We start from the raw sequence: 25382 nt of genomic DNA on the forward strand, positions 1-25382 counted from the left end.
TGTTCGACGCCTCTTTCGAAAGGACATGGTATCGCCCTAACGAAAACCTCACAAATTCTTAACGCTTACCTTATCCCAACGTATGACCATGATTAGGGAATCAGTCTTCGACCGATACGGTGTTTTCCGCGACCGACCAGACCACCCTCCTTCTCTCCCCCAGTCAGCCTGCGGCCGACAGCCCCCTCGTCAGAGGGGGGGCCATACATACGAGCTCACACGCCGTAGACGGTGCGGGTGGTGTTGCGGGCGCCGCGGGCGACTTCGGCGAGGGGAAGATCGAGGGTGTCGGCCATCGCGCGCAGGGTGTAGGGGATCATGTACGGCGCGTTCGTGCGGCCACGATACGGCATCGGCGTCAGGTACGGCGCGTCGGTTTCGACCATCGCGTGATCGAGGCCGACGATGCGCAGCGATTCGCGGATCCCGTCGTTGCCCTTGTAGCTCACGGTGCCGGAGAAGCTCAGGTACCAGCCGTGCTCGCGCGCGATTTCGGCCATGTCGGCGTCGCCCGAGTAGGAGTGGAACACCGTGCGTTCGGGCGCGCCGTCGGCGAGCAGCGTCTCGATGACCTCCTTGTGCGAATCGCGATCGTGGATCTGCATCGGCAGGCCGAGCTCTTTCGCGAGGGCGATGTGCGCGCGGAACGCCTCCCGTTGCAGCGCGATCGCGTCGCCGCCAGTGCGGAACAGGTCCATGCCGGTCTCGCCGATCGCGACGACCTGGTCCGGGTAGGCGCGGGCGAGTCGGGCGACCTCGGCCATCGCATCGTCGAAGCTCACGTCGTGGTACGGCTTGTACGTGACGGGCAGTCCGTCGGGGCCGGGTTCGGCGCGATGCCCGTGCCGCACGGCCTCGTTGGGGTGGATGGCGATCGCCGCGTGCACCTGCCCGGGGTGATCGACGGCCATGTCGATCGCCCGCTGCATGTTCGGGTATTCGCAGCCGCAGTCGATGATCCCGGTCACGCCGACCGCCGCCGCCTGCGCGAGCAGTTCGTCGACGCCGTAGACCGGTACCTCCGGCTGCCCCTTGGCGACGGCCTCGTGACTCATCGCCCGCGCGAACGGCACGACCGATGCGACATGCGTGTGATTGTCGATGACCTGCGCGTCGGCGGGAAGGGATTCGGGGGCCGGCGCCCAGCTGCGGTCGCGATGATGATGCTTGCTCATAGCTACCCAGTGTAGGCGAGGCTAGACTGGGGCCCGGCGTACGTTCCCAGTGGCATCCGGGCATCCTATCCACCGTTCCCGTACGCCGCCGCACATACGGCGTACGTTCCGTGTGGCCATCGGCATCCAACCCCCTGTCTTCGTACACTGCCACGCAGGCAGCGTACGTTCCCCGTGGTCATCAGCGTCCTATCACCCGTATTCGTACGGGGCCACGCGCGCAGCGTACGAATACGGGTGATGACCGACATCAAGCCACGTCCGACGTACGCTGGCGAACCCTCAGCGTACGTTCCCTGTGGTCAGGCCGGATCAAACCACATACGACGCACACGGCACCACCCGATTGCACCGAAGAGCCACGCAGACCCACGATGAGACTGCGCACATGACGGATTCACAGGAACTCCTGCGTCAGGTATGTCGTAATTGTTGAGCGGTGAATCATGGTCGTATACTGCCGCTGGACTTTGCGCTCGATCGCGGACACGACCGAACGGTCAGTCGGCATCATTCATCGGGCCATTCATCAGACCATTCATCAGGTGGGAGCATCAATGACGAACACGAATCTCAACGCGGCGAAGGCGATCAAGCCTCAACTGCTGCGTGACTATTCCAGTGACTTCAACGGCGAGCGCGCGAATCTCGTCGCGGCGAACGCGGCCGTGTCGGCCGGCGTGCTCAAGGCGGCGACCGATTACCGCGGCGTGCGCGAGCTGCCGCGCGACTTCTCGATCGAGCTCAAGCAGGGGTCGATCACCGATCAGGAGCGTTCTGGCCGCTGCTGGATGTTCGCCTCGCTCAACACGCTGCGCTATGAGCTCATGCATCGTTGGAATCTCGAGGATTTCGAGTTCTCCGAGTCCTACCTGTTCTTCTGGGACACGATGGAGAAGTCGAACACGTACCTCGAGAACGTGCTGTCGACGCTTGATCGCCCGAGCGACGACCGTCTGTTCGAGATCATCAACGACGGCCCATCCGATGACGGCGGATGGTGGCAGATGTTCGCGGCGCTCGTGAACAAGTACGGTCTGGTGCCGAAGAGCGCGTACCCGGAGTCGGCGAATTCGCGCAATTCCGACGATTTCAAGCAATACCTCAACTCGAAGCTGCGCGAGTTCGCGATCGAGCTGCGTCGTCGTCATGCGGCCGATGGCACGGAGGAGCTGCGCGCGATCAAGGACGAGTACATGTCGGTCGTGTACCGTATCTGCTCGATCGCGCTCGGCGAGCCGCCGGAGCGGTTCGACTTCCTCGCGCGCGTGAAGGACGACGATGAGAACGGGGATAAGGACGACAAGAAGGGCGATTCGGCCGAGAAGTCGGAGAAAAAGTCGGAGAAAAAGGACAAGGGCAAGTCCGGCAAGGACGATCGCCCGCAGATCCGAGAGACCGGCATCACCCCGCTGGAGTTCTACCGAAAGTACGTGCCGGTCGACGTCAATGATTTCGCGACCCTCGCCAACGCGCCGATGGCGCGCACGCCGTTCAACACGCGATACCGCATCCGCTACACGGCGAACGTGGCCGAGGCCGGCGACATGGAGTTCGTCAACGTGCCGCTCGACGTGTTCAAGAAGGCCGCGATCGACCAGCTTTCGGCCGGACATCCGATCTGGTTCGCCTGCGACTGCACGCAGTTCTCACTGCGCAAGGAGGGCTTCTTCGACCAGTCGGTCGTGCGCGTCGACCAGCTGTTCGGCACCGAATTCACGCTCGACAAGGCCGACGCCCTCGAGTACGCCGACAGCCCAAGCAACCACGCGATGACCTTCACCGGCGTGAACCTCGACTCCGACGGCAGGCCGGATCGCTGGAAGGTGGAGAACAGCTGGGGCAAGGACGCCGGCGTCGACGGCTACTACGTGATGTCCGACAAGTGGTTCGACCGCTTCGTCACCGAGCTCATCATCCGCAAGGAATACCTTGATGACGCCACCCGGACCCTGCTCACCGCAGAACCGGTCGAACTCGACCCTTGGCAGCCGCTCACCCGCCCCTGCCGCTGAGTCTCCCGGGTCTCCCGTGCCTCCGGGGACGGGCCCTATGTCTCCGGAACCCCTTTGGAAACCCCATTCCCCGTACGCTGAGACTCACGGCGAAACACCCGGGCTCAGCCCAAACCCAGAACCCCATTCCCCGTACGCTGAGACTTCGTCAGCGTACGCTCTCCGGGGGCATCGGCATCCCATCACCCGTATTCGTACGTTGCGAGCGTGGCAGCGTACGAATACGGGTGACAAGCGGGATCAAGCCCCGCCCGACGTACGCTGACAAATCCTCAGCGTACGTTCGACGAGGTCGGCCTCCTTCAGGCCACGATATCCGTACGCCGTTACCGGAATCGAGACACCGCACAGAACCACGCAGGCCAATGCCGACCATATTTGCGGGCGATGGCCCAGGATGATGGGCCGTCATCGACATCGGTGGTGGCATCACGCATGGGAGAGAGCATGGACTACGCCAACATCTACCGGCAACGGCTGCTCGACAAGCACATCATCGCAGCACCGGCGCGGGGCCGCGTCGACTTCGCCATCCCGTTCCTGCGGGAGTACCTGCGGTCCACAGAACCGCGGGGATGACGGCGAACTCGAACTCTTCGAATAGAACAACAAAAAAAAAATACGACTGGCCATGACTACCCCTCAGTCCGCTTCGCGGCCAGCTCGTCCTGCAATTAAGGACGCACTGCGTGCGCGTTATGTTGGCTCGCCTGTCGGCTCGCACGTTGCCTACAAACAGCTCCGCTGTTTGCTTCACGGCAACGTCCTGACAAGGGCCCCAAAACCGGGCAGGCGCTAGCGCCAGCAGTTGTTGTAGGGGAGGCCGGTGAGGGATTCGACGACGGCGCGGGTCTCGGGGGTCGCGTCGGACTTCTGGCCGCCGTTGCGCAGGCGGGTGATCTCGGCGAGGACGATGCCGTCGGTGCGCTTGTCGATGTTGAGGTGGGCGGAGACGATCCAGCAGACGATCATCGCGCAGGCGAACCAGCCGAGCAGCACGGCGCCCAATCCCACACGGGCGCCGAAGGTCTGCGCAGGCCGGGTCGCGTCGAAGCCGACCGCGCCGAGGACCACGCCGACGAGGATCGTCGCCAGGCCGGACCCCAACTGGCGGAACGACGCCTGGATACCGGAGAACGTGGCGGAACGGTATCGCCTCGTCACGATCTGATCGATGTCCGCGATGTACGGGAACACGGCCCACGGCAGGTAGCCGCACAGCGACTTGAACGAGAAGAACCACAGCGCGCCCGCCGCCGCGAACACGGTCCACACCGGCCCCGGCATCACCCCGACCAGCATCCACGCGGCGAACAGCCACGCGACGCCGATCAGGCATCCGATGAAGTTGATCGCATACAGGCGCTTCGGCCCGATGCGCGTCATCGCCCAGCCGAACACCGGCATGAGCGGCAGGGAGACCACCGCGCAGCCGAGCAGCAGCGAGGCGAACGCGGCCGTGCGACTCCAGTTGTAGACGACGAAGAACACGAACGTCTGGCCGAACACGTCCATCGACACCTGCACCAGCAGATAGATCGCCAGGTGCTTGCGGAACTCCTTGATGCGCAGGGTCGAGGCGTATTCGCGCAGCACCTTGATCGCGCGGCCGAACCAGCGTTCGGCGCCGATGTGCCCGTCGCGCGCGCCGCGGGCGTAGGCGCCGAAACCGGCCGCCTCCGGGGTCATCTCCCACGTCGAACGCCAGCAGGCGAACACCGCGATCGCGAAGATGACGGTCGATCCGATCGTGAAGATCATGTACCCGGCCGGCGTGGTCTCGCCCGTCACGGCGAGGACCATGCCGCCGACCACCGGGATCGCGGTGCCCATGCCGGTGGAGATGAACAGTCGCACGGTCGACAGTTTCGCGCGACTGTTGAAATCGGGCGTCATCTCGCCGGGCAGCGGGTTGTACGCGGTCTGGAACGCCTGCGTCAGCACCACCCAGAACACGTAGACGGCCGCGTACACGGCAAGCGGCAGGCCGGGGATCCACAGGAACACGCCGAGCAGGATCAGCGGCGCGATGAGCATGAGCAGGAAGCGGCGACGGCCGAATCGCAAACCGAGGTCGTAGCGGTAGAGGTTGTCGTCGAGCACGCCGAAGACGAGCGCCGCGATCGCCGAAATCAGCGCGCTCAGGCCGATCACGGTCTGCGCGGTGCCGATCGACATACCGCAGAATCGCGTCCAGAACAGGGAAAGATACGTGGCGATGAGGGTCAGCTGGCCACCGCCGTAGCAGTCGCCGACACCGAAGCCGATGGCCTGTTTCATCGTGATCTTGCGCGGGCCGGTGCCGCTCAGCGCGTCGCGCAGCGCCCGACTGTCGCTATCAGAACCGCTGCCGGAGCCAGTGCCGAGACCACTGCCGGAACCGCTGCCGGAACCATCGGACATGATGATCGACCATCCTTCATCGTTTTCCGTCGATCGCGGTCAAACGCGATCGGTTTCAATCATCGCACACCGACTGCCCCGCACGTCGACTCACTGGACGCGGCGGCGTTCGCCGACCGATCGACGCACGATGATCGAGGTATCGACGAGCGTGATGTCGGGCGACTCCTCGTCTTCGCAGCGGATGCCGTATTCGGCGAATCGTTCCATCACCTGCGCGTCGGCGGGATTGCGGTAGGAGCCGGGATCGCGGCCGAGCAGCCGACGCACCGCGACCTGCCCGAGCTGGGCGCGCGGGATGCGGATCGTCGTGATCGGCGGGGTCACGACCGGCGCGATCAGCGTGTTGTCGAAGCCGATGACGGACACGTCGTCCGGCACCTTCACGCCGTCCGCGCCCAGTCGCAGCACGATGCCAGCCGCGATCAGATCGTTGTACGTGACGATCGCCGTGGCCCGCCCGCCCTCCAACGCGAGCGCCGCCTGATACCCGCCCTCGACCGTGGCGTGGACCGGGCCGATCTGATTGACCTTGAACCCCATGCGCTGGCCGATGTCGTGCAGGTATCGCCAGCGCGACTGGTTCGCCCACGACGCGGACGGACCCGCCACGTAGGTGACGGCCGTGTGATGGTAGCGCTTGAACAGGCTCAGCGCCCGCACAACGCCGATGCGCGGGTCGGGGATGACGCTCGCGACGCCCTCGACCGGACGGTTGAGCACGACGAGCGGCATGCGTCGCGCGTAATCGCGGATGAAATCGGTGCCGGGCGCATCGGTCGCGAGGATGACGCCGTCGACCTTGCCGACCAGATGATCGAGCATCTGCGTGGTGCGCTGGGCGGAGGTGCCGGTCTCGATGACGCTCACGGCGCTGTCCGCCTCCATCGCGGTGACCTGCGCGCCCTTGAGGATCTGCGAGGAGATGCCGTCGGCGGTGTCCTTGACGACGAGGGCGATGATGCCACCCTCGACCGGGTTCACGGGGCTTACCGGATTCACGGGGCTCCCCGAACTCACAGGGTTCATCAGGCCCGGAACAGAAACCGGGGTCGGACCGGGAACCTGAGACGAAACGGACTTCGAAGACGGCGAAACCGCCGGCCTGCGGCGGTAACCGAGTTCCTCGGCCACCGCGAGCACATGCTCGGCGGTTTGGAAGTTGATGCGTCCGGGATCGGAGAAGACGCGGGAGACGGTCGAGACGGCCACGCCGGCCGCCTCGGCCACATCTACCAGACGCACGCGCTTGGTGGCGCTGGAAGCGGCCTTGCGTTCCGTCATCGTTCCCTCCGATTCCACCGATCAGACAGGCGTCCGACCGGCATCGTTGATTGCCCTTGCACTACAGGATACGGCCGCGCCATGCGACGCGAGTCACATGACGCGGCCCAGCCGGTCAGTCGACAATCAGTCGACAATCAGTCGACAATCAGCGGACGATCAGGCCTCCGCGGCGGCGTGACGCTCGGCCAGCTCGGCCTTGATCTGCTTGAACTTCTCCTCGGTGACCGGGTAGAAGTACATGATCGCGGCGGAGATCACGAAGCCGATGAGCGGCACCAGACCGGCGGCGAGACGCAGGTTCTCGGCGACGGACGGGTCCTGGGCGACGTTCATGCCGGCCTTGTAGCCGGTGAAGGCGAGGATGGCCGGGCCGAGCCAGGAGGTCAGGGCGCCGAACATCTGACGGAAGAAGCTCAGGCCGGCCATGGCCGCGCCATCGGTGCGCTTGCCGGTCTTCCACTCGTAGTACTCGACAGTGTCGCCTTCCATGCCCCACACGTAGTTGCCGCAGAACTGGGCGCCGATCGCGTTGAGGGCGAGGGCGACGAGGGACAGCCACACGTTGTTCACGAAGATGAACATCACACCACCGATGATGCCGAGCGCGCAACCCAGGTACCAGCCGCCCTTCTTGCCGAGGTGACGGGCGATGAACGGGCCGAACGGGGAGGCCACGACGCCGATGGAGGCGTTGATCAAGGTGACGAGCGTGGTGATGAGGGCCAGCGTGCCGGCGTCCGCGCCGTTGGCGAGGACCTCCTTGGCGATGATCGGTCCGATCGAGCCGACGCAGGTGGCGATCAGGTAGAAGCCGGTGGCGAAGCACAGGATGAGCAGGGCCGGGTTCATGACGATGGCCTTGAGCGTGTCGACGAAGGAGACCTTCGGCTGCTCCGGGACGTCGATCTGCTCGATGGTGGTCTTGTACAGGAAGACGTAGATCAGCGCGCCGACGAGGCAGAAGATCGCGACGACCGGCAGCATGAGCTTGGCGAGCGCGGCCTGGTCGGTGACCGTGTTGATGGCCGGGGCGAGGGTGAAGGTGGCGATCAGGCCGAACAGGGCGCCGCCGACCATGCGGGCGGAGGACAGGCGCTGACGCTCGTTCTGATCCTGCGTCATCGCGCCGAGGAGCGCGCCGTACGGCACGCCGCCGAGGGCGCCGAGCAGCTGGTACAGCAGGTAGGTGACGATGGCCCACGTGATCTTCAGGGCCATGTCGATGTCGGTCGGGATCGTGTACATCAGCGTGATGGCGACCATCATCGGCACGCCGAACATCACGACCAGACGACGGAACTTGCCGTTCTTGTTCGGCTTGACACGGTCGGCGTAGTTGCCTGCGAGCAGGTAGACGACGGCCTGGAAGAAGCGCGCGAACAGGAAGATGTTGGCGGTGACCACCGGGTCGATGCCGATGTAGATGTAGTAGGTGGCCAGGAACATCGACATCATACGCCAGCCGATGTTGTTGGCGAGATCGCCGGAACCATAGCCGACGATGTTCAGCCAGGTCAGCTTCTGCGGCGTCTTCTTCGCCGGCTGCGCTGTTGCAGTGCTCATTATCGAGAACTCCTTAGTTCTTCTTCTGTTTGCTGTCGCCCGGATGCGGCGGTGGTCGCATCCGGGCATGCCGCGGCCAGGGCTGCGGCAAATCTTGTGTTGTGCGCGTTAGACGCGCGGTCTCTCCCCCAGTCAGCTCCGCTGACAGCCCCCTCGTCAGAGGGGGCCGGGGTGGGCGGGTTCCATCAGAGGGGCCGGGGACGAGGCGGCCTACTTGATGAGGCAGGGAAGGGAGGGGCTGGACTCGGCGGACATGCCGATCGCGTTGACGGCGATCACCGAGGCCGTGTAGTTGCCCGGGGTCAGGCCGGAGACGCTCTTTGACTCCTCGCCGGCCGCGGCCTTGACGACCTTGACCGTGTTCTCGGTCAGGTTCCTCAGGGTCAGCACGTACGAGTCGATCGCAGCGCCGCCGTCGACGGGCGCCTTCCACGTGACGTTCATCGTGTCGCCCGCGGAGGTCACGCCCGGCTTGTTGGGCTTGGCCGGCACGGCGGCGACGATGACCGGATCGCTCGGATCGCTCGGATCGGAGACGCGATCCTCACCGTTGGTCGCCTCGACGGTGACCGTGTAGGTGCCGCGCGCGACGTCGGCGAACGTGAAGGCGGTGGTGCCGACCGGCACCCACGCGGTGCGCTTGGGCAGCGCGTCCGCGGAACCGGAGGCGTCGGACACCGGCGTCAGGTGGATGTTGGCGCCGCCGCGGCCGAAGCCGGAGCGGGTGTCGACCTCGTCGAAGGAGACGGCGACCGACCCGGATTCGACCAGCAGCTCGGCGACCGGGGCCTTCGGACGCGGCAGCGTCGCATCGACCTCGCCGGCACCGGCGCGACCGACCTTGAACGGCGCGGAGACGGCGCTTTCGCCCTCGCCGATCTCGTTGCGGCCCTGCACGGTGACGGTCCACTCGCCGGCGGGCACGTCCGCGATGAGCGCGTGCGTGTCGGTGCCGGTCACGGCGGCGGGGATGACCTCACCGTCCGTGTTGGTCAGCGTCAGCGTGGTGCCGAGAATCGGGGATCGACCGTCGGAGGCGAACTGCCAGCTCACCTGCACGTCGTGCGCCTGCACGGCGACCGCGACGTCGGTCGGCTCGGACGGGATCGCCGGCATGCGGTGATCGTCGAAGACGGCGATCTCGACCAGCTGCAAGGCGTACTCGCCGTGCTCGTTCGGGTTGGAACGCAGCTTCGTGGCCTCGACCTTGACGTACTGGACGTTCTCGACCGGCGCGAAGTCGAAGGCGCGCGGCTTGCCGTTGTCGGGCAGCGCGTAGTCGCGCTTGTCGGCGACCTTGGTCCACGCCCTGCCGTCCGCGGAGACGGAGATCGTGAAGTCGACCGGGAAGCCCTGCCCCTGGTTCGGATCGAACGCGCGGTGGCCGGCGGCGAACTCCTGCACGCCTCCGACGCCCTCGCCCTCGCCGTGGAACGCCTCGGCGACGGTGCCGCCGGGGTTCTCGCCGCGCGGCGCGAGCACGACCTGCGCCACGGTGGTCGGATGCGCGAGCTTCAGGAGCGCCCACTCATCGCGGTTCTCCTTGGACGGCTCGCTGGACCAGCCGAAGTGGTTGTAGTCGGCCTTGAACTCGCCGTCGACGAGCGACGCGGCGGTCCAGCCGTTGCGTGTCGACGAGGAGCTCACGCGCACGGTGGCGCCGAGCGCCTTGTTCGCGGCCTCGTCGGCGGCCGGCATCGCGCCCGCGACGAATCGCACGGTGATGGTGACGGTGTCGTCGTTCTCGCCGGTGTACTCGATCTGGCCGGTGTACTCGCGACCCTGCTCGAGCCCCGCGACGTTGACCGTGTAGAACAGCTCCTGCTCGTGACGCAGGTTGCCGGAAAGACGCTCGAAGCTGATCGAACCGGCCGCGTCATCGACCACGCGGGCGGTCCACTTCTCGCTCAGCGCGCCGCCCTGCTGGTTCAGGTGCAGGCAGTGCTTGACGTTGCGCGACGCCCAGTCGACGCGGCCCAGATCGATGCCGGGACGGTTGGAGCCGATCTTCGCCGGCGCCGGACGGCCGATCCACCCGAGGAAGTTGTCCTCGGTGAACTTGACCTTGCCCGCCTTGACGACGCTCAGGGTCTCGATGAGCTTCGACTCGTAGGTCTCGACCTCGCCGGGCACATGGATCGTGATCGGGGTCTCGACGAACTCGCCATGGCCGACGGTGACGGTCTTCGAGCCGGACTCGACCTCGCGGCGTTCGCCGGTCGCAGTGTTCAGCGCGGAGACGGTCCAGCGCACCTCCAGCTCGGTGCCGTCGATCTCCTCGTCGTTGTAGACGATGAGCGTGCGCTGGGACGTGGTGCCGAGGGCGTAGATGCTGTGCGGCAGTCCGAGACGCGGTTCCTTGTCGAACTCCTTGTCGAACGCTGCAACATCCGAGTAGGAGTTGGCGAAGTACCGGTAGCCGTCGCCCTCGATCCAACGGGCGTCGCCGGTGGCGGTGGGGTCGAACTGCGGCCTCAGCAGCGCCTTCGGGTTGAGCCCGTGCGTGTTGGCCGACTGGTCCAGTTCGATGACCTTCTCGATGTTGTCGTAGATGAACATCGACAGGCAGAACGGCTTCCAGTTGGCCATGCGTGTGGTGCGCACGCCTCGGGTCACGCGGCCGACCTCGCGGCCGAAATCGGCGCGGGAGATCGTGTCCGGGTTGCCGTTGAGGCGTCCGTGGTAGATGTCCTTGATCGTGCCGTCCTCCGCGTACTGCGGGATGCCGGCGGTGGACACGGAGAACTCCTCGCCCGCGCCCAGCGGCAGGTCGCCGTCGATCTGGTACAGGTCGTAGATGTCGGGCGCGCTGGTCATGCCGGACGGGTAGCCGCCGAAGTAGTGGCGGGAGTCCTCGTTGGTGATCGGCTTGTTGAAGCCGTCGTTGATGACCATGCGGGTCGGGTCCTCGCGGTTCGCGGCGGCCTCAAGCGGCGGGATGAGGATCTCGGCGTCGTTCGGGTTCCACGCCTCGTTCGTGGTGGACCACAGGATGATCGACGGGTGGTTGCGGTACTCGCGCACCCAGCGCTCGACCCACTCGACGTAGTAGCCGATCGCCTCGTCGGAGTAGTTGAGGTAGTACGGCGGTTCGAGCGACACGTTCGACGTGGAGCCCGGGTTCCAGAACGCGGTCTCCTCCTCGAGGAGCATGCCGGTCTCGTCGGCGTGGTCCATGAGCACATGCGACGGCACGGAGCGGATGTGGTTGCGGATGATGTTGCAGTTGGCGTGCTGGTAGGCGTCGAGCCACGCCTTGGCCATCTCGTCGGTGGCGTGGTTGTCGTCGAGGATCACGCCGTAGGCGTCGCCGATCTCGTTGATGAGGTCGCGGTCGCCCTGGTTGAGCAGGCACAGGGAGTCGCCGCGCAGGCGGATCTTGATGCCGTTGAAGATGTACTTGTCGCCTTCGCGCCAGAACTGGCGGAAGCCGAATCGGTCGGACGCCTCGTGGACGGTCTCGTTGCCGCCGTTCGCGCTCACGACGCTGATCGTGGCGTCGAGCGTGTAGAGGAACGGGTCGGTGCGGGACCAGTAGTGCGCGGTCGGCCAGCCCTTGGTGAGGCGGACGACGGCGGTCTCGCCGGCGGCGACGTGGACGTGCTCGGCGTCGAAGGCGAGGGCGGGGGCCGGCTTGGCGGCGACATCATCACCGGCATTGCCGGAATCACCGGAATCGGACTTCTCGAACGGGCGCACGACGGCGTCGAGTTCGAGATCGGCGTCCGACGCCGTGTGGTTGACGACGGTGACATTCACGGCGAGCTCGTCGTCGCTCGGATCGGCGTTCTTCTTCAAGTCCGGCATGATCTGCAGGTCGTCGATCCTGAGCTTCGGACGGGTGACGATCGCGACGTCCTCGCCGATGCCGACGCGGCCGACGATGTTCTCGACGCCGAACGGGAAGAGCAGGCGGTCGGGGCCGCCCTCGGTGGCGAGCGCGTCGTCCGGCAGGGCCTTGACGCTCCACACCTCGATGCGGATCTCGTTCTCCTCACCCGGGCGCACGGCGTCGTTGATGTCGAGGTCGTACGGCAGCAGGGTCATCAGGTAGCCCTTGGTGGTGACGGGGCCGACGGACCTGCCGTTGACGAACACCTTGCCGAGCGTGGCGAGGGCGCCGACGTGGAGGAACACGTCCTCGTCGGTGATGTCCGCGGGCAGCTCCACGGTCTTCACGTACACGCCGTGGCGCAGGCCCTTCTCCCAATCCTCGGGATAACCGGTGGTGCGGCTGAGCGAATCCCACCAGGTAGGCACGACGATGTCGTGGCGCTCGTCGCCGCCGTTGGGGTAGAAGTCCCACACGCCATTGAGGTTGAGCCTCATTGCAATACCTTTCGCTTCCTGTCTTGTCGGAACCGAACCCGTCTTCGATAACCCTCGACAACCGTCTTCGGTTCCGCCGGGCTGTTCCCGGCTCATGGCTCACACCATACGGGCCGAATTCGTTTGCCATTCTTTGCCATCGTCGTTTTGCCAAAGTTTGCCGTTCTTTGCCATCCGCCCTGTCATCCGTTTGCCGCGTGTTTTGCCAGACGCCGCGCCGTCAGACGCCTGATTCACGCCTTTCCCGGCCGCTTCCCGGCGGTCCGCCGGCTGCTTGCCGGCCGACCGCCGGCGCCCGTTTGCCAATTTGCCGTTTTGCGGCAAAGCCCCGATGAGCGCAAATTACACTCGGTAACCGGTCCGAGGCCCCACCGATGTCGTATATGGGGCGCGGAACGCACAACAGGAACAGCACGAAACAAGGAAGATCGGAGCCAACGTCATGTCCTGCCTGTCATGGTTGCCGCGATCGTCGAAGACGTCGAGAACGTCGATGGTGGAGAAGGCGTCGCGATCGTGCGGGTCGCACCGCCATACCGCCCGCACGATCCGCGCGGTCCGCACGATCACCGCTCTGGGCGTATCCGCCGCGATGGTCGCGACGCTGGGCGCATGCGGCGGATCATCGAACGGCAACGGCGGCACCGGCACCGGCACCGGCGATGGTTCGGCGGATGGATCGACCGAAATCACCCTGTGGACCTGGCAGTCGACCATCGGCGACTTCGTCGACGCGTTCGAGGAATCGCACCCGAACATCACGGTGAAGGTGGTGAACGCGGGTGCGAACGAGAACGAGTACATGCAGCTGACCAACGCGCTCAACGCGGGCCGCGGCATCCCCGACCTCGTCTACCTCGACTTCAACGCGGTCCACCAGTTCGCGATCTCCGACCAGCTGCGTTCGATGAACGACTACGGATACGACTCCATCAAGGACGACTTCACCACGGCCGCGCAGTCGAACGTGACGGTCAACGGCCAGCCGTACGGACTGCCGATCTCCTCCGGCCCGATGGTCATGTTCTACAACAAGGAGGCCTTCGACAAGGCGGGCGTCACCACGGCCCCGACCACATGGGACGAATACCGTGAGGCCGCCGAGAAGATCAAGGAATCGACCGGCGGCAAGGCGCGCGTCACCAACGACACCGGTGACGGCGGATTCATCACCTCGATGCTCTGGCAGGCCGGCGCCAAGCCGTTCAGCGTCGACGGCAGCACGATCGGCGTGAACATGAAGGCGAAGAACGTCTCGAAGTTCACGACGATGTGGCAAGGACTCATCGACGACAACCTCATCGACACCGCCACCCCGATGTGGACGGACGACTGGTGGCGCAAACTCGACGACGGATCGATCGCCTCCGTGCTGACCGGCGCGTGGCTCGTCTCGTCGATGCAGAAGAACCTGTCCGCCACGAAGGGCGACTGGCGGATGGCGCCGATGCCGCAGTACACGGCCGGCGCGCACGCGAACGGCGAGAACGGCGGCGGCGCGCTCGCGATGCCGAAGGGTTCAGACGAGGCGAAGACCCGCGCCGCGTACACGTTCGCGGAATGGTTCTCGCACGGCGACGGCGTCAAGGTGAACCTCGCGCAGGGCGGCATCCCGCCGCTCAATTCGGTGCTCGCGGACACGGCGTGGCTGGACGAGACCGACGACTTCTTCGGCGGGCAGAAGACGCACGAGGTGATCGCCGAGGCGTCGAAGGACGTGCTGGACGGCTTCGAATACCTGCCGTACATGGCGTACGCGAACTCGATTTCGGTCGACACGATCGGCCAGACCTACCACGGCAAGGACACGCTCGCCGACTCGCTCGTCAAGTGGGGCGAGGCGCTCAAGGACTACGGCCGTCAGGAGGGATTCACCGTCAAGTAGGCAAACGCGCACCCCGCCCCGCCCCTTGGTCTCCCTCGTCAGTGGAGCTGACCCTCGAAGCGGGACTGAGGGGTCGTTCAACGCGACAGCAAATTCATTCCACCGAAAGGAACATCATGATCTGCCAGATTCTCGCCTCCGACACGGTCCTCGCCGCTGCTTCGGGCATCCTCGCCAACGGCGACCGGCTCGCCCACGCGACCCTGATCGCGGTCCTCATCGTGGCCGGCTGCGCCGCGATCGACGCGATCGCCAAGTTCATCAGAAACCGCTTCCTGTGACGCCGGCGACGCGTCCCTGCACTACCCCTGCACTACCCCTGCACTACCCCTGCACTACCCCTGCACTACCCCTGCACTACCCCTGCGCCACCCCTGCGCCACCCCTGCGCCACCCACATCGCGCAATCCGGACACCCATGGCGCGGTGAAATCCCCATGAAGCGGTGAGACGTTTTTACGTTTTGGCGGAATTCCGCCATTTCTCGTCACCGCGTGATGGAGGTTTCACCGCGCCATGTGCAATTCACCGCGTGATGGGCACCGCAACCGCGGGATGGGATGACGGGAGCCGGCGCAAGTCACACAACGGATGCACACGCGACACCTCTCCCCAGACGCGACACCTCACCGCCCCCTACCGTCAACACGACCTGTCGGCCTCCTGGAATCCCCGAAATCTAGACGGCAGTTTTGACAAACGTGAATCAATCGCCTTTACATCTTGTAACAAACGTGAATACAGACCCTGAAAACCATGCAACAAACGTGAATCAATAACACGAATCAGGTATACTTTTCGTTAGAAATCCAGCATTCCCAGAACCGAGAGGACTCCTGCAATGCTCGAACGGAAAGCCTACAGGCAAATCGTCGATTGGAAACGGCTGCGCACCCGGCAGGGCCTGATGGTCACGGGAGCGCGGCAGGTCGGCAAGACCACGCTGATCCGTCAGTTCGGCAAAGACAACTACCGGCATATAGCCGAAATCAACTTCATCGAAACTCCGCAGGCGGCCGAGACGGTAAGCAAGGCAACCGACACCAACGATCTGATTCTGCGCCTTTCCGTACTTGCGGGCGTGCAGATCATCCCAGGAGAGACCCTGCTGTTCCTCGATGAGATCCAGGCGTGCGAGGACATGCTCACATGGATGAAGTTCCTCGCCGGCGCCAAGGGGCTGGACGTCATCGTTTCCGGATCCCTGCTGGGCATCGACGTGTTCAACGTACGTTCCATCCCCGTCGGGTTCCTGCAGACCGTTCGCATGTATCCTCTCGACTTCAGCGAGTTCCAAGCGGCGTGCGGGTTCCCGGAGTCAGCCGTCGAGACCGTGGAGGAATGCCTTGACTCCGATCGGCCGCTCCCCGATTTCCTGCATGAGAAACTGACCGATCTGTGGTACAAGTACCTTCTCGTCGGCGGGATGCCCGATGCGGTACAAGCTTTCGTAAACTCCTCCGACATCAACCAGGTTCGCAATATCCAGCAGGCCATTTACGACACCTATGAGTACGACATCACCAAATATGTCGACAATCCGGTCGAACGGCGTCACATCAAGACCGTCTACGAGATGATCCCCAGCCAGCTCAACACGGAGAACAAGCGGTTCAAGTTCGCCAAGATCGGTCCCAACGTACGCTTTGCGCATATGAAGACCGCGTTCGACTGGCTGTCGAACGCCGGTATCGCGCTGCAGACGCCGCGCGTGCAGGACCCCGAATACCCGCTGGAGGCCCATGACGACCTCGGATCGTTCAAGCTGTATCTCAACGACGTCGGACTACTGACCTCCAGATTGATGCGCAGCGTCGATCTGGACATCATCAATCACCGCTCATCGATGAATTACGGATCCATCTTCGAAAACGCCGCGGCACAGGAACTCTTCGCCCAGGGCTTCGGACTCCACTACTACAACCAGCGCGGCATCGGGGAAGTCGACTTCCTGATCCAGCACGAACTGGATTGTGTCTCCCTTGTCGAGATCAAATCCGGCAAGGACTACACCCGTCACCGCGCCATGAACAATCTGCTGTCGCTCGACAATTATGCGTTCGCCCACGCATATGTATTCCACGATGGCAACGTGGAGATACGCACGAATCCGGACGGAAGGACCATACGATATCTGCCGATCTACACCATTGGCCACCTCCGGCCGGACGGGCGGTAAGGCGCCCGATCAGCCGACGGACTTGCGGCTGGTTTCGGGGCCGAAGACGGCGATCACGATGGCGGCGACGGCCGCGGTGATCGAGATCGCGACGAAGATCGACGTCGCACCCCACGCGGTGAGCATCTGCGCGACGATGAGCGGCATCAGCACGGTGAGCAGCTTGGCGAACGCGTTGGCGACGCCGGTGCAGCGGAAGCGGACCTGCGTCGGGAACAGCTCCGGCGTGTACACGGCGATGACCGCGCAGAACGTCACGTACAGGGACGTGGTGAGCACGAAGCCGACGATGATCGCGGGCACGGTGGAGGTCTGCGCGGCGTAGAGCAGGCCGAACACGGCGGTCACGACGAACGCCGGCACGATCGTGCGCTTGCGGCCGATGCGGTCGACGAACGCGGCGCTCAGGATGCAGCCGAGCGGCGCGCCGAGCAGCATCACAGTGCTGATCCACAGCGAACCGGACAGGTTGATGCCCTTCTTGACGAGCAGCGTCGGCACCCAGGAGGTGAACGTGTACTGGGTCACGTTGGTCGCGCCGACCGCAATGAGGGCGACGAACAGGCACAGGGCGACCGACTTGGCGGTGTTGCGCGTGCCGGAGGCGGCGGTGCCGGCGCCTGCCGAGGTGTTACCGGTGCCGATGTTCTCGCCGCGCACGTCGGCGATCGGCGTATCGTCCACGCCGTTGGCCTCGAGGGTCTTCACGATCGCGTCGGCCTCGTCCATGTGTCCGTGGAGCGCGAGCCATCGCGGCGATTCGGGGATGTCGCGGCGCAGCCACCAGATGATGCCGGCGAGCACGCCGATCGCGACGAACATCGGGCGCCACGTCCAGCGCGGGATGATGAACGCGCACAGCAGCATCGTGACGGGCGCGGCCGCGTTGGCGAAGATGGAGATGATCGCGCACCACTTGCCGCGTGACTTCGCCGGCGCGAACTCGTTGACCATCGCGTAGCCGGTCACGATCTCGGCGCCGAGGCCGATGCCCGCGCCGAGACGGCACACCGTCAGGAACATCATCGTCGGGGCAAACGCGCCGATGAGCGTGAACCCGCCGAACAGCAGCAGGTTCAGCTGGTAGGCGACGCGACGGCCGAACAGGTCGCCGATGAACCCGGCCAGCAGCGAACCGATGAGCAGTCCGGCGAATCCCGCGGACAGGAACAGGGAGTTCTGCTGGACGGTGGACCACTTGGTCTCCAACGAGCTGGACGCGACGGTCGACGCCATGTACACGTCGATGCCGTCCAGCATCATGCCCGCCGCCACCAGGGCGACGATGCGCTTCAGCACGGGGGTGACGTTCGTGCGGTCGATGCGGTTGACGATGGTCCTGACCGCCGACTGCGGGTCGGCAGCGGCGTTGGCGGCGCGCGACCCGCTCTGCGAAGCCGGCGAAGTGGCCGGCGTGGCGATGCTAGTGCTCATGATGATGGGGTCTCGATTGCCCCGGAACGCCCGCCGTCGTTTCCGTTCGGGTTGTCGCTTGGGCCGGTGGGCGCTGGTTGCGTTTCCGGCTACGGCGGGCTATGCGTTGTTTGCTTCCTGACTCTCTTGTGGTGTTGTGCACCAACTGCCCGTCACCATAGGAGCAACCGACCGCCGTCTCGTGATACAGGTCACATATCGGACATGGTCGTGTCGGGCGAGGATCGCGGATCGCCGGTCAGAGTCGGTCGACGAGATAGAGGCGCGAGGCGAAATCCGGGCCGACGTTGGTGTCGTCGAGGCCGATGCGCATGAGCTCGGCGCCGGAGCGGACCACGCCGGGCGCGCCACCCGCGATCCTCGCCTCGCCCGCGACCTCGCCCGCGTCCGCGCCCGCCACCTCGCCCACATCCTCGGCCGAATACCCGAGTCGCCCGCGCAACGCGTCGTCCGGGTCGAGCCCCGGTCCGGCGACCGTCGTCACGCGGTACAGCGCGTCCGCGTCGAGCCCGCGCAGACGCAGCCGCGACTTGTGCCGGTTCGGCACGCCGAGGATCACGTAGTCGCCGACGATCGCGTGCGCGCGGTCGGCCGAGACGACCATCCACGCGGCCTGCCGATGATCGTACGGCGCGCGCAGGCGGTACAGGTCGCCGTTATGCAGCAGCGGCGCGCGCTCCTTGAAGAACGCGACCTGCCGCGCGATCTCGTCGAGCTCGTCCTCCCCCACCCGCGTCAGGTCCATCTCGTAGCCGAACGTGCCGAACATCGCGACCGCGCCACGCATGGCGAGCGACTCGGATCGCCCGGTCTGATGGTTCGGCGTGATCGACACATGCGCGCCCATCGCGGAGACCGGGAAGAAGTAGCTGGTGCCGTACTGGATCGACAGACGCTCGACCGCATCGGTGTCGTCGCTGGTCCAGATCTGCGGCGAGTAGGCGAGGATGCCCATGTCGAACCGCGATCCGCCGGACGCGCAGCCTTCGATGATGAGGTCGGGGAACGCGGCGAGCAGTCGCCGGTAGAGCGCGTACACGCCGAGGATGTAGCGGTGGAACACCTCGCCCTGATGCTCGGCGCCGCGCGTGGCGTCGTACGCCTCGGTGATGAAACGGTTCATGTCCCATTTGATGTACGCCACGTTCGCGGAGTCGAGGATCGCGTGCATGCGCCCGTAGATGTGGTCGACGACCGCGGGATTCGCGAAGTTGAGCACGTACTGCTGGCGGTACACGGCGCTTGCGCGTCCGGGCGTCGCGATCACCCAGTCGGGGTGCGCCTCGTACAGGTCGGTGGCGCGGTTGACCATCTCCGGTTCGAACCACAGGCCGAACCGCATGCCGATCTCGTTGATCTTCCGAGCGATGCCGGCGACGCCTTCGGGCAGGCGCTCAGGGTTGGCGATCCAGTCGCCGAGTCCCGCGCGGTCGCTGGTGCGCGCGTGCTCCCCGCGCCCGAACCAGCCGTCGTCGAGCACGAACAGTTCGACGCCGGCCCTGTGCGCGATCCGCGCGAGTTCCAGCAGCTTCTCCTCGGTGAAGTCGAAGTACGTGGCCTCCCAGTTGTTAATGAGGATCGGCCGCTCGCGCCTCGCCCAGCGCGGGCGCTCCAGATGGTCGAGGACGATGCGGTGGAAGGTCTGACTCAGGTCGTTGAGACCACGGTCGGTGTGACCGAGCAGCGCTTCGGGGCTTTGGAACGATTCGCCGGGCGCGAGCCGCCACGCGAATCCGGCCGGGTTGATGCCGAGCTGGAGCCGGGTGGCGCCGTATGCGTCGACTTCGGCGTGCAGGTCGAAGTTGCCCGAGTAGACGAACGCGAGCCCGAACGCCTCGCCCCGGTCCTCGTCGGAGCCTGGTCGCGCGATGATCGCGTTGGGGCTGAAGTAGGGCCCGCTCGCGCCCCGCATCGAACCGATCGACTGTACGCCGGGATGCAGCGGCTGGCGATACGGCTGGCGTTCGCGCGCCCACGCGCCGGTGAACTCGATCATCTCGTAGTCGTCGTCGGGCAGGTCGAGGTTCAGGCTAGCGATGCGTTCGATCGTGACCGGCTCGTCGCCGTGGTTCGTGACGAGCACGCTGCGCGCGATGACCGGTTCGTCGCGGAAGATCGTGTAGTTCAGGGTCGCGGTCAGACCGGTGAGGTCGTCGACGAGGTCGATGCTCAGGGTCGCGGCGTCGGCGTCACCCGGTACGGAGTCCGCGTATGTCGCCGGCAGCCCATCGAGCTCCGGCTTGCCGGGGGCGACCCGATACCCCGCGTACCGGAAGTCGGTGATGCGCGAGCCGTTGCCCTGCAGCACGGTGATCGCGGGACCGCGGAAGTCGCCGCGGCCGTATTCGGGGAACTCCTGCCGCGACTGCTCGATGCGCAGCTCGCCGTGTTCGTCGGCGGTGGTCGCCTGCACGCGGAACCCGTCGTCGACGAGATAGCCGAAATCGCGCCGGCCGGGACGACTGCCCGAACCGGGCACCGCCGCGCCGGTGTACAGGTTGATGAGTTTGCCCTCGACGACCTTGAGGATCATGCTCACCCGCCCGTTGGTCAGATGGAACTGCTCCAGCTCCTCGTCGACATCGATCAGTGATGTACCGGTCATGGGATACCTCTTCTCAGCGTCCTCGCGCATCAGCCACGTTAACGTTAACTATCCTACCGCGAGCCGTTGAGCCAGACCTGGTCGTAGGGCATGCCGGTGAGCTTCTCGATCGTGCGGCGGGTTTCGGCGTCGACGGCGGATTTGCGGCAGGCGTCTGCACCGACCGGGTCGAGTCGAAACCGACCGTCCCGAGGATCACGTCGACGAGGATCGTCGCAAGTCCCGATCCGAGCTGACGGAACGACGCCTGGATCGCGGAGAACGTGGCCGACCGGTAGCGGCGCGTCACCACCTGATCGACATCGGCCATGTACGGGAACACGGCCCACGGCAGACGGCCCTTCGACGAGTCGATCGCGCTGCGTAGCGCGTCGCTTTCGCTGTCGGTCATGGGAGGGTTGCGACCTTTCGTTCGGTGATTCAGTGGCGGATGGCGAGGACGGTGAACGACCAGGCTGGGGCCGTGTATGCGGCCTTGCCGGCGTCGGCGCTGTTTGCGGTCAGCGCGACGTCATGCGTGACGACCGGCGCGGTGGGCGATTCGGCGCCCTTGGCTCCGGCGTACGGGTCGTCGCCGGTCAGGACGGTGGCGGTCGCGGTGATGGCCGCGCCGTCGCCCGCCGCACCGAATCCCAGCGATTCGAGCACCTGCGTCAGGTCGACGTCGACCGCATCGGGCAGCGCGTTGACCACGCGGATGCAGTCGACGCCCGCCGCGGAATCGCGCGACACGGACACCGTGCGACGCGGCTCCTCGGGGATCTCACGGCCCTCGATCACGAGCCGGTCATCGATGTACAACGCCAGCGACTCGCCGCGGTCCGCGACCTCGATGCGCGCGTGCCACACGGTGCCGGGCCTGACCGCGTCCATCGACGACTCGGTGTTGGCGAGGTTGTAGCCGGAGCCGTCGCACACCAGACGCAGCGCGAAACCGCGGCCGAACGACGCGCCGCTGTGGTTCTTGCCGTCGATGTCACCAAAATCGAATCCGACACCCCACATGCCCTCGTGGTAGGTGACGGTGGCGCGGATCGTGTACGCGTCGGCCGCGAGATCGTCCGGCGTGGGCAGCGTGACTCCGCTCCCCCGATACTCGACGTCCGGCAGATCGATGCGACGGCCATCCGCCGTTTCGATCGACAGGTCGGTGAAATCGGCCTTCGCGCCGCCTCCGACGCGCAGTCCGATGCGGTTCGGCAGATCGCGGCGCAGCGTGATAGGCCCCGAAAGCGCGACCGGCCACGCGGTGTCGGCGGTGGTGGTGGCGAACATCTTCTGTACCCAGTAGCTGTACGGATGGTAGACGCGCTCGTTGTCGAAGTAGATGAGGTCCGGGTCCCAGCTGTTGTGGCCGTTCTTGCAGAACAGCGGCGCGTAGGACGCCATATGCACGACGTCGCCGTTGAGCTCCATCGCACGCCCCATGAACGCGGCCTCCGCGAGGCCGTTGATGAGCCCGGTGCCCCACGAGCCGTACTCGCCCAGATACACCTTCGGTCCTTCGCGGTCGGTCAGGTCGTAGTGGTCGAGGTTGTGGAACCACCAGCTCGACGACTGGTAGGAGTGTTCGTCGACGATCGGGATGCGGGCCTTGCGCGCGTAGTCCCAGCCCTGCTCGTAGTCGCGGCCGGCCGGCGCCGGGCCGATCGTGCCGACGACGGTGATTTCGGGGTGCGCGGCCTTGACGGCATCGAAGATGCGCTCGAAGCGGTCCTTGAACACGTCGTCGATGAGATCCTCGTTGCCGATGCCGAGGTATTCGAGGCCGAACGGCTCGGGGTGGCCCATCGCCGCGCGCTTGGCGGCCCACTTGTTGACGGCCGGGTCGGCGTTGCAGAAGTCGATCAGGGCGAGCACCTCGTCGATGTACGCGGGCATGTCCTCGAACGCGATCGGCACGGGGCCCTGACTGGTGTTCTGGCAGCTCACGCCGGCGGCGAGCACCGGCAGCGGCTTGGCGCCGATCGTCTCGCACAGGCGCAGGTACTCGTAATAGCCCAGTCGGAAGGACTGGTGGTAGCCCCACAGGTTGAAGTCGTGCGGACGATGCTCGACCGGCCCGATCGTGCGGTCCCAGTGATACATGTTGTCGATGCCGAGCCCGTGCGCGACGCATCCGCCGGGGAAGCGCATGAACCGGGGTTTCAGGTCGGCGAGCGCCTTGACGAGGTCGGGGCGGAAGTGCTCGAGGCCCTTGTAGGTGGTGCGCGGCTCGAGCGAGACGAAGTCGAGGTCGATGACGCCGTTCTCGGGGAAGGCGAGTCGCAGCACGCCCCGGCGCGCGACGACGGGCTTGCCGGCGTAGGGGTCGTCGGCGTCGGGATCCGACGCGTTGGACGTCTCACCCGACGTACCCGGCACGTCCAGTTCGGCGCGCAGCTGCGTCCACTCGCCGCCCGACGCCGGGGAGGCCGCGGGCGCGTGGACCGTCGCGGAGGCGAGCGTCCCGCCGTCGTCGCCGATCAGCGAGACGACGATCGGCAGGCCCCTGCCGTGCGCGCGCGTCCAGACCGAGAAATCGTACGTCTCGCCCGCTCGGAACGTCATGCCGTCGAAGCCGACGTTCTCGAGCACGGGGGCGCCGATCAGCGGGTCGCCCGACTCCCCGACCTTGCCGATCTCGACGACCGCGTAATGCGGGTTCTCGTCGGCCACGGGCGCGACGTCGCGGATCGCGAACGCGGCGAACGCGCCCTCCGGCACGACCTTGCGCCAGAAACTGTAGTTGCTCCATCCTTCGCGGTCGGCGCGATCGTATTCGAACGCGCCGTTCTGTACGAGCTCCGAGTTGAGGCCGCCGTCGGCCGAATAGCTGATGTCCTCGAAGAACACGCCCCACAGGTCGGTGCTGATGGCGCGCTCGCCGGCCTTGTCGAGCGTTGCGATGAGGGAATCGGTCATATTGTTTTGTTCCTTTCGTGGGCTCCCAGGATTCCGCGACGAAATCCCGGGACTGAATCACTTGTCAAGGGCCACCCAGAGCACGCCGTGGGCCGGGATCGTGCCGGTGATGACGCGGTCGGCGCCCTCGCCCTCGATGCGCACGTCGTCGGACTTGGCGCCCGGCGCGTCGGCGTAGAGGTCGGTCAGGGTCCAGTCGTCGTCGCGCGCGTCGAGGCCGACGATCGACTGCAGCTGGATGTTGGATCGCAGATCATAGTCGTCGTCGCCGGTCCAGAAGAGCGCGGCGTAGTGGCCGCCCGCGTGCGCGGAGGGCGTGCCGTCGGCCCAGTCGGCGGCGTCGGCGGCCCAGACGATGAACTCGCCGCGGTACTTGGCGTTGTCGCCCCATCCATCGAACTGCCGTTCGCGCACGAGCTCGCGGTTGTTGGTCGATCCGGCGGTCACCTCGCGCAGGGCAGGGTTGGCGAGCAGGGCGATCGCGTCGTCGTTGCTGGTGGGCAGGTCGCCGCCGACCATAAGCGGCGAGCGGCCCATGCACCACAGGGCGAGGAGGGTCTTCTGCTCGTCGAGCGTGAGGCGCGACTGGCGGTCGTCGCCCCGCTCGGCGCGCAGTCCGATGTGGCCGAACGGGATCATGTCGGCGTCGGCCCAGTGGCCGGCGGTCTGGAACGGGGCCCAGCGGGCGAGTCGCGCGAACTGCTGGTAGATGTCCTCCCAGCGATCCCACAGGTCGTCGGAGATGCGCCACATCTGGGCGTTCTCGCGCAGGAAGTCGACGTACGTGGTCGACATCCAGCCGCCGGGCGACAGGGACAGGTCGATCGCGCGGCCGTACTTGGTTTCGGCCTTGGCGATCGCGCGGTGGTAGGCGGCGATCTCGTCGACGTGGAACGGGGTCTGCATGTCGTCGACCTTGAGGAAGTCAAGCCCCCAGGAGGCGAACAGGTCGAGCTGCGCATCGTACCGCGCCTGTGCGCCGGGGTGATTCTGGTTGAGGCCGTAGTTGTCCGGGTTCCACTTGCACACGTGCTTGAGGTCGGCCACGTCCTGCGCGGTGTAGTCGGTGCCGTACACGGGCAGGTTCTTGTCGACGGCGATGCGCGGGATGCCGCGCATCATGTGCACGCCGAGCTTCATGCCAAGTTCGTGGACCTTGTCGGCGAGCGGCGCGAAGCCCCTGCCGCCGGCCGCGGAGGGGAAGCGCACCGGATCGGGCAGCTGGCGGCCGTATTCGTCGAGGATGAGCGGCGCGTTCTCGTTGTAGCCGTGGGCGCGCGCGGTGGGGTCGTACCAGTCGATGTCGATGACCAGCGTGTCCCAGCCCGCGTCCTTGAGGTGCTCGGCCATGAAGCGCGCGTTGGCGAGGAGTTCGTCCTCGGTGACGGTGGTGCCGTAGGAGTCCCAGCTGTTCCAGCCCATCGGCGGGCGCCACGCTTGGGGAAGCGATTGGCCAAGCGTCTGATTCGTCATTGCATCCTGCTTTCAACATGAAATTAACGTTAACTATTGTAGCGCTATCGTAGACCGACGCCAACACTTTTGCCCAACAGATCACCGCAAGACGCAAAGCATCGATATACCGTTGCACTGCAAGCACTTG

General features: G+C 65.6%; 15 protein-coding genes. 5 read left to right on the top strand and 10 right to left on the bottom strand.

What is annotated here, in order from left to right; translation table 11 throughout:
* Positions 1-215 precede the first annotated feature (215 nt).
* On the bottom strand, positions 216-1175 hold the full coding sequence (locus tag CSQ85_RS07385; protein ID WP_150383525.1) for a TatD family hydrolase: 960 nt from the start codon (positions 1173-1175) through the stop codon (positions 216-218).
* Between the two features lie 557 nt (positions 1176-1732).
* Here CSQ85_RS07385 and CSQ85_RS07390 point away from each other — a divergent pair.
* Complete coding sequence (locus CSQ85_RS07390; RefSeq protein WP_150383526.1) at positions 1733-3190, top strand: C1 family peptidase; 1458 nt, start codon at positions 1733-1735, stop codon at positions 3188-3190.
* A gap of 435 nt (positions 3191-3625) precedes the next feature.
* Positions 3626-3769 carry a hypothetical protein gene (locus CSQ85_RS13075; protein ID WP_190972947.1) on the top strand — a complete coding sequence of 48 codons (144 nt, stop codon included), beginning with the start codon at positions 3626-3628 and terminating at the stop codon, positions 3767-3769.
* Between the two features lie 216 nt (positions 3770-3985).
* Here CSQ85_RS13075 and CSQ85_RS07395 read toward each other — a convergent pair whose 3' ends face one another.
* The 4 genes from CSQ85_RS07395 to CSQ85_RS07410 all read right to left on the bottom strand — a co-directional run bounded on the left by CSQ85_RS07395 (position 3986) and on the right by CSQ85_RS07410 (position 12772).
* Positions 3986-5593, bottom strand: a complete 1608-nt coding sequence (locus tag CSQ85_RS07395) for an MFS transporter (protein ID WP_150383527.1) — start codon at positions 5591-5593, stop codon at positions 3986-3988.
* A 90-nt stretch (positions 5594-5683) separates the two neighbouring features.
* Positions 5684-6877 (bottom strand): LacI family DNA-binding transcriptional regulator, encoded by a 1194-nt coding sequence (locus tag CSQ85_RS07400; protein WP_150383528.1) that lies wholly within the window; start codon positions 6875-6877, stop codon positions 5684-5686.
* 159 nt (positions 6878-7036) lie between these two features.
* Positions 7037-8443, bottom strand: coding sequence for an MFS transporter (locus CSQ85_RS07405; protein ID WP_190972948.1), 1407 nt, complete (start codon positions 8441-8443; stop codon positions 7037-7039).
* A 210-nt stretch (positions 8444-8653) separates the two neighbouring features.
* A complete protein-coding gene (locus CSQ85_RS07410; protein WP_190972949.1) occupies positions 8654-12772 on the bottom strand; it encodes a fibronectin type III domain-containing protein in 4119 nt (1372 codons plus the stop codon).
* Positions 12773-13265: 493 nt separating this feature from the next.
* Here CSQ85_RS07410 and CSQ85_RS07420 point away from each other — a divergent pair, with 493 nt between their 5' ends.
* From CSQ85_RS07420 to CSQ85_RS07425, 3 genes are all read left to right on the top strand, one after another.
* A complete protein-coding gene (locus CSQ85_RS07420) occupies positions 13266-14657 on the top strand; it encodes an ABC transporter substrate-binding protein (protein WP_150383532.1) in 1392 nt (463 codons plus the stop codon).
* Between the two features lie 116 nt (positions 14658-14773).
* A complete protein-coding gene (locus tag CSQ85_RS13080; protein ID WP_181281928.1) occupies positions 14774-14938 on the top strand; it encodes a hypothetical protein in 165 nt (54 codons plus the stop codon).
* 560 nt (positions 14939-15498) lie between these two features.
* Positions 15499-16836, top strand: a complete 1338-nt coding sequence (locus tag CSQ85_RS07425; RefSeq protein ID WP_150383533.1) for an ATP-binding protein — start codon at positions 15499-15501, stop codon at positions 16834-16836.
* Between the two features lie 9 nt (positions 16837-16845).
* Here CSQ85_RS07425 and CSQ85_RS07430 read toward each other — a convergent pair whose 3' ends face one another.
* The 5 genes from CSQ85_RS07430 to CSQ85_RS07450 all read right to left on the bottom strand — a co-directional run bounded on the left by CSQ85_RS07430 (position 16846) and on the right by CSQ85_RS07450 (position 25201).
* Positions 16846-18270, bottom strand: coding sequence for an MFS transporter (locus CSQ85_RS07430; protein ID WP_150383534.1), 1425 nt, complete (start codon positions 18268-18270; stop codon positions 16846-16848).
* Positions 18271-18508: 238 nt separating this feature from the next.
* Entirely contained in the window at positions 18509-20875 is a 2367-nt protein-coding gene (locus CSQ85_RS07435; RefSeq protein WP_150383535.1) for an alpha-galactosidase, read from the bottom strand.
* 13 nt (positions 20876-20888) lie between these two features.
* Positions 20889-21266: an MFS transporter gene (locus tag CSQ85_RS13085; protein WP_190972950.1), complete on the bottom strand. Its 378-nt coding sequence runs from the start codon at positions 21264-21266 to the stop codon at positions 20889-20891.
* 29 nt (positions 21267-21295) lie between these two features.
* Positions 21296-23779: an alpha-L-arabinofuranosidase C-terminal domain-containing protein gene (locus CSQ85_RS07445; RefSeq protein ID WP_150383536.1), complete on the bottom strand. Its 2484-nt coding sequence runs from the start codon at positions 23777-23779 to the stop codon at positions 21296-21298.
* 57 nt (positions 23780-23836) lie between these two features.
* Positions 23837-25201 (bottom strand): glycoside hydrolase family 27 protein, encoded by a 1365-nt coding sequence (locus tag CSQ85_RS07450; protein WP_190972957.1) that lies wholly within the window; start codon positions 25199-25201, stop codon positions 23837-23839.
* Between the last annotated feature and the right edge of the window lie 181 nt (positions 25202-25382).

It is taken from the genome of Bifidobacterium rousetti, assembly GCF_008698235.1.
In the GTDB taxonomy this organism is placed as follows: Bacteria; Actinomycetota; Actinomycetes; order Actinomycetales; family Bifidobacteriaceae; genus Bifidobacterium; species Bifidobacterium rousetti.